Consider the following 10606-nt stretch of genomic DNA (forward strand, 5'->3'; position numbering starts at 1 on the left):
GGAGAAGGTAGGTATGAAAAACCATATGATCCGTTTAGATAAGGGTCAGGGAAAGGAACTCGCGGAAAAGAATTTTAGAGACATGTGCGGGTATAACAGGGCAAAACCTGTATCCCAGAAAATAATTGAAAGATCATTAAGAAGTTTGAATGATGTGTACCATCAGCTGGAAATCAAGGCTCTGATCTCAGAATACGAAAAAACTTGTGTTGATGGAATAAATATGCTGCTGGACGGAAAACTGTTTACTTGTAATGCTCTTGCTCAGATTCCCACCGAGGAAATTGAGCGAATATACATCTACCTGTTAACAGTTGGAGAACTAAATTTGAGCGAAGCCAGTATCCTGAATCAAGTTTACTATGATATGTGGCAAAATGCATACATGGACGCCGGGCAGGAAATATTAAGACAATATTTGCAGGGATTAAGTTGCAATAAAGGCAGGAATGTTTCAGATAATTTTGGACCGGGATTTTTCGGTATGGATATTTCACAGTTGGAGCAATTTTTTGCCATATTAGATGGCGAGAAAATCTATTTAAAATTGCTCGACAGTGGTTTTATGTCGCCCACAAAGAGTTATGCTGGGTTCTTTCTGGTCACAAACAGCAAACAAAACTTCGTCGGAAATGATTGCGGGAACTGCTTATCCTCAGGGAAAACCTGTATGTATTGTAAGGCGGGAAGAAAGATGGCAAAATACAATATTCAATAGTTCAAGACTATTGACAAGTGAAAAATCCTCATATATTGTGATGGTAAGTTAATTAAAGAAAAGCATCGTGCTTTATGAATGAGTTATTCGTAAGATATTTTCTCTGAGCAACGGCGCTCTTCGAGGGTAGGTTAGCCTATTCCCTGAAGAGCGTTATTTTTTTCCCTGAGCAACGGCGCTCTTCCGGGGTAGGTTTAACCTATTTCTCAGAAGAGCGTCATTTTTTCTCTGAGTTAGCTGGTTGCAATGTAAAAAATGTGGGGTGTATCGTTATGAAGCTAATAACTAAAATTATGAACATTACCAAAGAAATAATTGGAGCATCAAAGTCACTTGCTTACACACGCACCAGGTTTTACGGATACAAATATTCTGATTAGTTTTTTGCAAATGGGTGCTGGATTAGAAATGCTGGCATGATGATTACAGGATTTATCCGATAGCTAACTGCCACTAACACCTCCGCTTCTTCAAGCGGCGGGATAAGTGGCACTAAGCTCCTGGATAACATCTTCTAAGGTTCAGGTGGGGTAAAAACCCCATCTGAACCAAGAATATTGTTAATATCCAGAATTGGAAAGAGGGGGATTTCCATGCTCTTGCTGGATAAAAATGGATCGTTTTTGTATGAACAGCTATTTGAGACTTTACGGCAGAGTATTATACAAAGTGATCTTAAAACAAACGACGCTCTTAAGCCGATTCGGGTATTGTCGGAAGAACTGCACATCAGCATCAATACCGTGAGCAGGGCATATCAGCAGCTACTGGCGGAAGGATATATCCGGTCGGTTCAGGGAAGCGGCTATTATGTGGAGAACTTGTTAACTTTACCGAGATCGAGCGTGTTATATAGAAAGGGACAAAAAGAAGTAGTACGGGAGTCTATTGTTCCGCTGAAGTATGATTTCAATTATGAGAGCATTGAGTCAAGTTTTTTTCCGTGGACGAAGTGGAGAAAGTATATGCAGGACGCAATGTTGGAGGAATCCTGTTCCACGAAAATCGCATATGAATGCAACAAAGGAAATGTAGAATTACGGAAAAGTCTGTGCGATTACATCAATAACAGCCGGGGTGTAAAATGCAGTTGGGAGCAAATCGTCATTTCCGCCGGCACACAATATGCTATGGATATTATTACCGATATATTGCATGAGAAAGTATATTCGATAGGTGTGGAAGACCCCAGCTTTATTGGAATGCAAAGAATAGTTACGAATAAAGGATACTCGATCAAAGCGCTTTCCATGACCGATCTGGGGATCGATATTGATGTCCTAGAAAACTCGATGTGTGATCTGCTTTATTTGACGCCATCCCATCAATTTCCTACCGGAGTCACTACATCCTTAACAAAACGTTTGCAGATTTTAGAATGGGCGCAAAAGAACCAGGCCCATATTATTGAAAATGATTATGACAATGAATTTTTATATGGAGAAAAACCCCTTCCCTCTATTCAGTCTTTGAGCACTGGGCAGAATGTGATTTATTTGAGTACATTATCGAAGGTTCTCTCTCCATCTCTTCGGTGTGCGTATTTTGTCCTCCCATATAAACTTTTGGAAATATACGAAGATAAATACAAGTATTATTATTCGGCGCTTCCGACTAATAATCAGAAGGCACTGGCGTATTTTATCAGAGATGGGCATCTCGAAAGACATGTACGCAAGATGTCGCTGTCAAACAGAAGAAAATACGGAATATTTAACAAAGTGATAAAAGAACATCTTGCAGGTGTCGTTAAGATTTTCCCGGCGCCAGCAGGTTCTCATACCTTGATACAAATTCCGGGATGCACGAGTCAAGAAGGTCTGATCACGAAGATGAGATTGAGAGGCTTTGGAATTTATGGGACGAAAGTCTATTGGCGGAACCAGCAAAAAGCACCGGAAAACATCTTCCTCTTTGGGTTTAATTCTATACCAGAGGAAGATCTAGAAGGAGCTTGCATTGAGTTTGCTTGTGCATTGAAGGAAATTATTGAAACATTGGAAATGTGATTTTTTTTTATCTTAGATATTGAAGGAATAATGTCCTTTAGAATACGCAATCGAAGGAGCAAAATATGGATTGTCAGGTGATTTTTCAGCCCTCTGGCCGTAGAGGTACGGTAAAAAAAGGGTCTAGCCTACTTGAGGCAGCCAGGAAACTGGGTGTAGATATTGAAAGTCCCTGTGGAGGAACAAAATGCTGTGGAAAATGCAAGGTGAAAATTGACGAAGGATATGTTGATGAATTGAGCGCGGAAACTCATATTTCCCATGTATCTCAATTAACAGAGAATGAAAAAGATAGGCTTCAACCTCAAGAAATAAGTGAGAAATATCGTTTAGCTTGCTGTACTCAAATAGAGGGCGACATATTAGTTTTTGTCCCCGAAGAAAGCCGGAGCACTCAACAGGTTGTCTTGGAAACCGGTAAGGATAGAGTTTTACGGGTCAACCCAGCTGTACGTAACTATTTTGTAGAAATGATACCTGCCAGTCTGGAAGATCACAGAGATGATTCTGAACGATTAAAGAGCGCTCTACTGGACCGATACTCCCATCTAGACAAAGAGTTGAGTATCGACTACACAGTGTTGCTCTCATTACCAGTTACCGTGCGCAAAGGAAAATGGTCTGTAACAGCAACCCTGTGGAAGGAACAGGTAGTCATTGCTCTTGAACCTGGGTTAGTCGAAGCAACTTACGGAGTGGCTGTTGATGTTGGTACAACCACTGTTGCGGCCTATCTATGTGACCTAACCACGGGGAAGGTATTACAGCAAGATTCAATGATGAATCCCCAGATAAGGTACGGTGAAGATGTCTTATCGCGGATCACCTATGGTATGAACGATGATAACGGTTTGGCTATATTGCACCAGACTATTATTGAAGGGATTAACACCCTTGTTACACGACTGTCCAAGGCTGCTGGAATTAATGTGGAGCAAGTCGCTGAAATGGTTCTGGTCTTTAATACTGCCATGCACCATATAGCTTTAAATATTAACCCCTGCTACGTGGGGCGTTCTCCTTTTGCTCCCGCTGTCCGCAAATCTCTGGATATTAAGGCGCGAGACCTAGGGATAAGCATTGCAGCTGGAGGCAATATTCACTGTCTTCCAGTAGAAGCCGGTTTTGTGGGTCCAGATAATGTAGCGGTCCTCATTGCAGAAGAACCACATAAACAGGAAAAAAGGAGGTTGCTGATCGATATTGGTACGAACGGAGAAATTGACTTTGGTAATAAACAGCGGTTGCTATCCACCTCCTGTGCCACTGGCCCAGCTTTGGAAGGAGCTCAGATCAAGTTCGGAATGCGAGCTGCTCCGGGTGCTATTGAAAAAGTAAGACTAGATCCTGTTTCGTTAGAACCACAGTATAAAGTCATTGGCGAGGCTGATTGGTTCCAGCCGTCTCAAACGATTAAAGCAAAGGGGATCTGTGGCTCCGGGATTATCGACATAATTGCCGAAATGTTTAAAACGGGAATTATAGACCCAACCGGCAAGTTTAATATGCAACAAACATCCCGAAGAATACGTCGGAATGCTAACAATAAGCCCGAGTATGTATTGGCCTGGTCAGAGGAGACGTCCATCGGAAGTGACATTACTGTGACTCAAGGGGATGTTAGAGAAATACAATTGGCCAAAGCGGCATTGTACACTGGTGCTAAAATCCTCATGAAAAAATGGGGTACTGACCAAGTGGACAGTGTTACCTTAGCCGGTGCTTTTGGTAGTTATATCAACAAAGAAAGCGCTTTGGTTATCGGTCTGTTCCCAGATTGTAATTTGGATAATGTAGTTGCTGTGGGGAATGCTGCGGGAGACGGAGCCAAAATAGCCCTTTTAGATAAAGATAAAAGGGTAGAAGCCCAAGAAGTAGCCGATTTTGTTCAATTCGTGGAAACAGCTGTCGAACCAGATTTTCAGTCTCAGTTCGTGCAGGCGATGTATTTCCCTCATGGAAAGGACACTTTTCCCCATGTGCAGCATATCTTGGACACAATACCCACAGTAAAACATTCAAAGTAAGAGTGAGGGAACGATGAAACAACTACTTATTGTTAAAATCGGTACCACCTATACCTCTATTGCCAAGAAGTATGGGGATTTTGAGGATTTCATATCAATCAGAAACCCTAGATACTATGGATGGTAAACGGCCGATCGATTTGTTGATTGGGCCTGAGGGAGGGTTTGACCTGAACGAGGTCTCGTTTGCACGTGAGAAGCTGGGGGCTGAAAGTGTTTCGTTGGGGCCTGGATCCGAATTTGAACTACAGCCAGGCGGTGCTTCTTTTAGGGATCCCAAAGGAGGAACGGGCGCAATTTATCATCGATATGGATATCGAGGGAATGACTAAACAGGAACTCAGGCAAGCGGTCAATGAACGGACGCAGACCCTGCAAGAAAAAGACCAGGTTTTACAGGAAAAAGACCAGGCTCTGCAGGAGAACGCGGACCTCCAGAAAACAGTGGAAGACCAAAGCGGTATCATCACCGAGCTGACTACGGAGCTTGCCAATCTGAAGGTCCAATTGGAGAACGTCAAGACGTCCAAAGCGGAACTCGATAAAACGGCCAGGCAGCTGAAGGATTCGCTGGAATCGCTCGAACAAAGCTCATCCGCCAAGGGCTACGAGAGGATGAAAACGAACTTCATTAATACCTCGCTCAAGGTCAGGGCCAACCATATCGCCTTCCTCTGTGAAAACCTGGATAAAACCATTAAGGAAGTAAAGCATGAGCTTCTCCAAATCGCCCCCAATGATAAGGAGACGTATATTACTTATAAGAATAAAGTTTACGATCGTTTGAGTGTGTGGCTTAAGGACGAGACGTGGAGCAGGTAAGCTCGTCCCGGCGGAGATGCGCAGTAAGGAATGGTGGATGATGAAGAGGAAATATGTTTTCCCGGCCATTATAGAGCGGGATAAAATAAGCGGCAAATATACGGTTGTTTTCCCGGACCTGCCGGGCTGCGGTATCGAAGGGGAGGATTTTATCCAGGCTTATTACTTGGCCGGGCCCAGGCTGGGGTTTCATTTATGTATGATGGACAGAGAGCATGAGCACATACCCGAAGCTTCGGATACTTCAGGCTGGGAAATCGCGGCGGACGCTGTCGTTGTTCCGGTAGCGGCCGATCTGCAGGAGTACGGTTGCATGTACGGTCCCAAATTCGCCAGAAAAGCCATCGGGTTTCCCAGCTGGCTCTTCCAATTGGGGAAAAAAGGCAGGCCGATTTCTGCACAGGACATTCAGGAGGTATTGAGGGAGAAGCTGGGGATTGACATGCTGCCTGAAAACGCACATGCCAATTGAATCTTGGTGCAGAAATGTACCCAGAATGGTGGTTAAAGAAACAAGAGTGCGTGCCCGAGTAGGGCACGCTTTTTTTATCCATCATTTTACCTCATTGAATTTTTTGATCCAATTTGTTATAAAAGCAAACTATTTTACTACTTTTTGTCATCTTTGTCAGAGATTCGGCCGAAAGCCCCTTAAAAGAGAGAATTCGCTTCGTATTAGAGAATAGGAGGAGAGGAAGGCATACCAGAATGGGAAGAACAATCCGTTGTAGTGTTTGAAAGAGGACTCGGAAGCACGAGAGGATTTCTTGAGTGTTTCTAGGCGTTGATGAGGGCAGACTCTAGATTTCACTTTAACAATGTATTTAATAAAGAATACATATAGGTGGACATAGAACCTATTATGGTTATTCTGTGGAATGCTTTACTGCGTAATGTCTAATAGATTATATGAAAACCTGTAGGAACTACCTGGAAAATATATTTGTTTAACCTGTAGTTTATACAGATTTAAATATGCTGGAACAATATTATAATATTAATATATACAAGTATATACAGTTTAGGTATATGCTTGTATATATAATAATATTTGGATATTATCTGTCTCTTGAGAATGGACTATCATATTCACATTTAGCCTTGGATCATTTTCAGGGGGTCAGGGACGACAAATACGTCCTTGGAAAAAAGTAGTTTATCTGCTAAGAGAAAAAAGTGATCTAAAAAGATTCGAGAGGGGGAATTTCTACATGAAAAAAGCAAAAAAAGCTTTAGCTTCATTAGCTATTGTTGGTATGGCACTCACTATGATCCCATTTAATGCTTTTGCTGAAGGTGTAGCGGCGAATCGCATAGGTGGAGCAACTGCCGCGCAAACCGCGGTATCAATCGCTGACCAAACAGGCTGGACGGGTACAGCAATTCTTGCATCCTCAACCTCGTATGGTATGGTTGATGCACTGACTGCTGGGCCGCTCGCTACATTCCTTAAAGCTCCTATCCTTCTGACCGGGGCTGGAAACGTATTGGATGCTGACACCAAAGCTGAACTCATAAAACTCAATGTCACAAAGGTTTATGTTACAAGTGGTACTGCTGTGATCAGCCAAGCTGTAGTTGATGTTTTAAAAGGCATGGGTATTACGGTTGAGTCTCTCGCTGGAGTTGACCGATTTACCACATCTGCGAATATCGCTCAAAAAATGGTATCTCTAGGTGCTACCGTAAGCAAAGTAGCTGTTGCTTACGGCTGGCTGAACCAAGACGCGCTCTCCATCGCATCGATTGCCTCTGCTCAAACTGAACCAATTCTCTTAACTGAAAGAGACACAATTCCTGCTAGTGTTAAAGCGTTCCTGAGTGCAAATGCGAGTGTAACTGCAACGGATCTAATTGGTGGAACAGCCGTGATCAGTGATGTTGTAAAAGCTCAGCTTCCAAGCGCAACTCGCTATTACGGAAACACAGCCTATGATACGAACATCGCAGTGCTTAAACAATTTGACAATGTTTTGAAGTATGAGTATGTACTCGTAGCAAACGGGGAAACAGCGATTGACGCTTTGGCTGGTGCACCTCTTGCTGCTAAGTATAATGCTGGCATTGTTCTCACTGACGGATCGGAGAATGAAGATACAACTTATGTAAGTAGCAAACTTTCCCCGACAAGTATTGTAACCGCTTTAGGTGGTACAGCTGTTGTTCCTGACGGTGTTCTTAACCGTATTCTTAAAGGTAGAGCTGCAAACCCTGCAAACCCTGCTACACCTGCAACCCCTGGTAGCGGAGGTAGCGGAGGTAGCGGAGGTAGTGGAGGTAGCGGAGGTAGCGGAGGTGGTGGAGTCAACGAAGGCGGAGGTTCATCATCTACGGCAAACCTTAACCAAGTTGTTACGAAAATTATGTCCTACCGTGGGTATCTTAATCAGAACGAAAAAGATTCCATTAATGAAGCCAGAACAAAATTGACGGCTGCAGTGCAAGAAGGGGCTTTAACCGATGCCGCTGAAGGACTGATGACAGATCAAGTGGTTAGTGCATTTAAAGCTAAAGGTGTTACAAGAGCTGAGGTAAAAGCAAAAATCGTCGAGGCCTTAGAAGGTTTTAGAGAGATCAACTATTCTAGTGACGCAAACGATTTGAAACAGGCACTTAATGATTTTGAAAGAAATAATTTAGACACATTCAACATCCTTTTCCCAGGCATTAAAGTAAATGAGTTCTATGGTTTCGCGTTGGCAATGCAAGAAGAGCTTAAAAACGTAATCGAAGACGAGCTCATAGCCGATTACGAAAATGGTAATATATCTGCGTTATCAGATCTCGTAAACAGTTCAGGTACAGAACTGAAGGAAAAACTTATTGGATGGACGAAAACTGCTACGACCAATGTTATCAAGAAAAGCACGTACCAGGTCTTTGATGAAAAGCTCGCAGACAATGGCTGGAATATAGATATGCTTGTTAAAGCTCAGCGTCAGGTTGGGGCGGTTATTGATCCAGCGAATGCCGCAGAAAAAGCCATGGCCATGTCGGTTATCCGTTCTCAAATCGTTATCAAAATGAACGGAACTACCTGTACTACGGATTCGTTGGAACCTTATACATTAGCTAATAATGATAATACACCTGTTCTATCTGTCGTAGGGATAAATACTTATGGATTTAATCTTGCAAGTATGCTTGTTTGGTCAAGCTCCAATCCTCTGATTGCGACTGTTGCCCAGGATGGTTCAAAAATTCAAGGCCTCACTACAGGTACTGCCGTGATTACTGCTTCTAGGAATGGTAACGAGTTGGTAAAGTTCACAGTGAAAGTAGAGTAATGGGTTTCGTGTGGAAGAAGACATAACCTGTCCCATACAGAGAGTTGGGAATTCCAACTCTCTGTTTTTCAGTTATATTTTTTAGGGCTAAGGTTTTTCTTAAACCTCGCTAATTGGCTATGTGAGGGCGATATTATGACATGCATTGGCAACGACTGATCAGTACAAGCCTAGCCTTCGGCTTGGCTGGGGTTTTATGTTTTTCACTACTAATCTAAGGAATTTTACATGAGAAAAGGCCGTATGATGTACGGCTTTTTGATTCTCGAAGACAGACTTTCCAAATAACGAACAATATTTAAATTGGAAGAAAAAATATTAATCCTGAATACTAAAATTTCGAACAAGTTTAGAGGGCAAATCTAGGAGGTCAAAATGGAACAGGAAACAAGGGTCAGAGAGAAGATTCAATTGGCATATTCATTAATCACTATAGAACAAACGAAATCTCCAATTTCAGAAGCTTATCGAACGCTCAGGACGAACGTTCAGTTTACGGGTGTGGATTCAGAAACCAAGAAAATCATGATAACAAGCTCCGGACCTCGGGAAGGAAAATCGTCCACGGTTGCTAACCTCGCGGTGAGTATGGCACAAACTGGGAAACGCGTTCTTGTGGTCGATGCCGACCTACGCAATCCCACTCAACATAAACTATTTGGCTTAGATAATAGTCAAGGGTTGTCAGTTGCCTTAGTTCAGGAACAAGATTACCGAAACTATATTAGGGAAACAGCTGTCCCTGGCGTAAAGGTTCTCACGGGTGGACCCATTCCTCCTAATCCTGCAGAGCTTGTGGGTTCCAATCGGATGAAGCGTTTGATCAAGGAATTCAGTCAGGAATATGACATAGTCCTCATCGATACCCCTCCCGTTATAGCAGTGACCGATGCCGCAGTTCTTGCTCAGGAAGTTGACGGGGTCATCTTGGTCTTGGCCTCAGGCGAAGTGAACAAAGATTATGCGCTAAGAGCTAAAGAATTGCTGGATAAAGTGGGCGCCAAGATCCTTGGGGCCGTTCTCAATAAAGCGGACTTAAAAACCGGTGAATACAACTATTACTACTACTATCACGGGTCTGACGATTCAAATAAGAAGAAGCAAAAGCATCATAAAGATCGCAAAAAAGAATAAGCAACCCTCCTCCACTGTACTGACGGATGGGCTGCTTATTCTTTCGTCTTGGAAAGGTCAACTAAAAATGGGCATACCCTTCGACAACTTGTTTTTGCGCCTCTTTACCCATTTCACGCGCTGCATAGAGATCGCCTCCACCAAATAAGTACTCAATCTTTGATACAATTAATTGAGAACATAAAAAGTCCAGTATTACTTAGTATTACTGGGCTTTTCGGCTTTTTAAAGCATATCGAGCATGGTTTAAGGCGATATTTTCAACGACTATTTTTCTTTCTCCAGTTCAGCAAGTACAAAACAGTTAAATAGGCCCTTGAAATTACTAGTTGGGAGGGGATTATGAGCTTCTCTTCTAGCGAATTTAAAGTGGAGCAGACCTTTCAAACTAGTTGTTTTAAGAAGATAATTCAAGTCTATTTCGTGCAATAAACAACAAATCTTACACATCAACCATATTTCGACAAATTATTCCAAATAACTATGGTAAGATAATGTCTAAATTTATATAATTGGCAAACCCGTCGAAAGGCGGGGGCGCAAAGCTATGGGTCTAAGGCTGAGAATGCTATGATTGCCAGGTTGCTGTAATATATTTGAAGCACGCTT

At 42.6% G+C, this 10606-nt stretch carries 7 protein-coding genes, 1 pseudogene and 1 riboswitch; all 8 genes and pseudogenes read left to right on the top strand.

What is annotated here, in order from left to right; all coding sequences use genetic code 11:
• Nucleotides 1–13: 13 nt before the first annotated feature.
• The 8 genes and pseudogenes from M8E35_RS22320 (at nucleotide 14) to M8E35_RS22350 (ending at nucleotide 9997) form a co-directional block, all read left to right on the top strand.
• Nucleotides 14–718 (top strand): vitamin B12 dependent methionine synthase, encoded by a 705-nt coding sequence (locus M8E35_RS22320; protein WP_252472654.1) that lies wholly within the window; start codon nucleotides 14–16, stop codon nucleotides 716–718.
• A 593-nt stretch (nucleotides 719–1311) separates the two neighbouring features.
• Nucleotides 1312–2727: a MocR-like pyridoxine biosynthesis transcription factor PdxR gene (pdxR, locus tag M8E35_RS22325; protein ID WP_252472656.1), complete on the top strand. Its 1416-nt coding sequence runs from the start codon at nucleotides 1312–1314 to the stop codon at nucleotides 2725–2727.
• A gap of 65 nt (nucleotides 2728–2792) precedes the next feature.
• The gene (locus M8E35_RS22330; protein WP_252472658.1) at nucleotides 2793–4754 is read left to right on the top strand and encodes an ASKHA domain-containing protein; all 1962 of its coding nucleotides are present in this window, start codon (nucleotides 2793–2795) and stop codon (nucleotides 4752–4754) included.
• A gap of 116 nt (nucleotides 4755–4870) precedes the next feature.
• Nucleotides 4871–5086, top strand: a complete 216-nt coding sequence (locus M8E35_RS26780; protein WP_309446498.1) for a 16S rRNA (uracil(1498)-N(3))-methyltransferase — start codon at nucleotides 4871–4873, stop codon at nucleotides 5084–5086.
• Nucleotides 4986–5576: pseudogene (locus tag M8E35_RS22335) on the top strand (DUF3102 domain-containing protein); the annotation flags it as partial. The gene M8E35_RS26780 and the pseudogene M8E35_RS22335, both read left to right, overlap by 101 nt.
• Nucleotides 5542–6048 (top strand): type II toxin-antitoxin system HicB family antitoxin, encoded by a 507-nt coding sequence (locus tag M8E35_RS22340; protein WP_252472660.1) that lies wholly within the window; start codon nucleotides 5542–5544, stop codon nucleotides 6046–6048. The pseudogene M8E35_RS22335 and the gene M8E35_RS22340, both read left to right, overlap by 35 nt.
• Nucleotides 6049–6787: 739 nt before the next feature.
• Complete coding sequence (locus tag M8E35_RS22345; protein WP_252472662.1) at nucleotides 6788–8863, top strand: cell wall-binding repeat-containing protein; 2076 nt, start codon at nucleotides 6788–6790, stop codon at nucleotides 8861–8863.
• 411 nt (nucleotides 8864–9274) lie between these two features.
• Complete coding sequence (locus tag M8E35_RS22350; protein WP_252472689.1) at nucleotides 9275–9997, top strand: CpsD/CapB family tyrosine-protein kinase; 723 nt, start codon at nucleotides 9275–9277, stop codon at nucleotides 9995–9997.
• Nucleotides 9998–10501: 504 nt separating this feature from the next.
• Nucleotides 10502–10587, top strand: a riboswitch (cyclic di-GMP riboswitch).
• Nucleotides 10588–10606: the final 19 nt, after the last annotated feature.

The organism is Desulfosporosinus nitroreducens (assembly GCF_023897015.1).
GTDB lineage: Bacteria > Bacillota > Desulfitobacteriia > Desulfitobacteriales > Desulfitobacteriaceae > Desulfosporosinus > Desulfosporosinus nitroreducens.

What these genes read in the sequence shown, in the direction of transcription:
- M8E35_RS26780 (WP_309446498.1), top strand. Translation starts at nt 4,871, where the DNA reads ATGGATGGTAAACGGCCGATCGATTTGTTGATTGGGCCTGAGGGAGGG.
- M8E35_RS22345 (WP_252472662.1), top strand. Translation starts at nt 6,788, where the DNA reads ATGAAAAAAGCAAAAAAAGCTTTAGCTTCATTAGCTATTGTTGGTATG.
- M8E35_RS22330 (WP_252472658.1), top strand. Translation starts at nt 2,793, where the DNA reads ATGGATTGTCAGGTGATTTTTCAGCCCTCTGGCCGTAGAGGTACGGTA.
- M8E35_RS22320 (WP_252472654.1), top strand. Translation starts at nt 14, where the DNA reads ATGAAAAACCATATGATCCGTTTAGATAAGGGTCAGGGAAAGGAACTC.
- pdxR (WP_252472656.1), top strand. Translation starts at nt 1,312, where the DNA reads ATGCTCTTGCTGGATAAAAATGGATCGTTTTTGTATGAACAGCTATTT.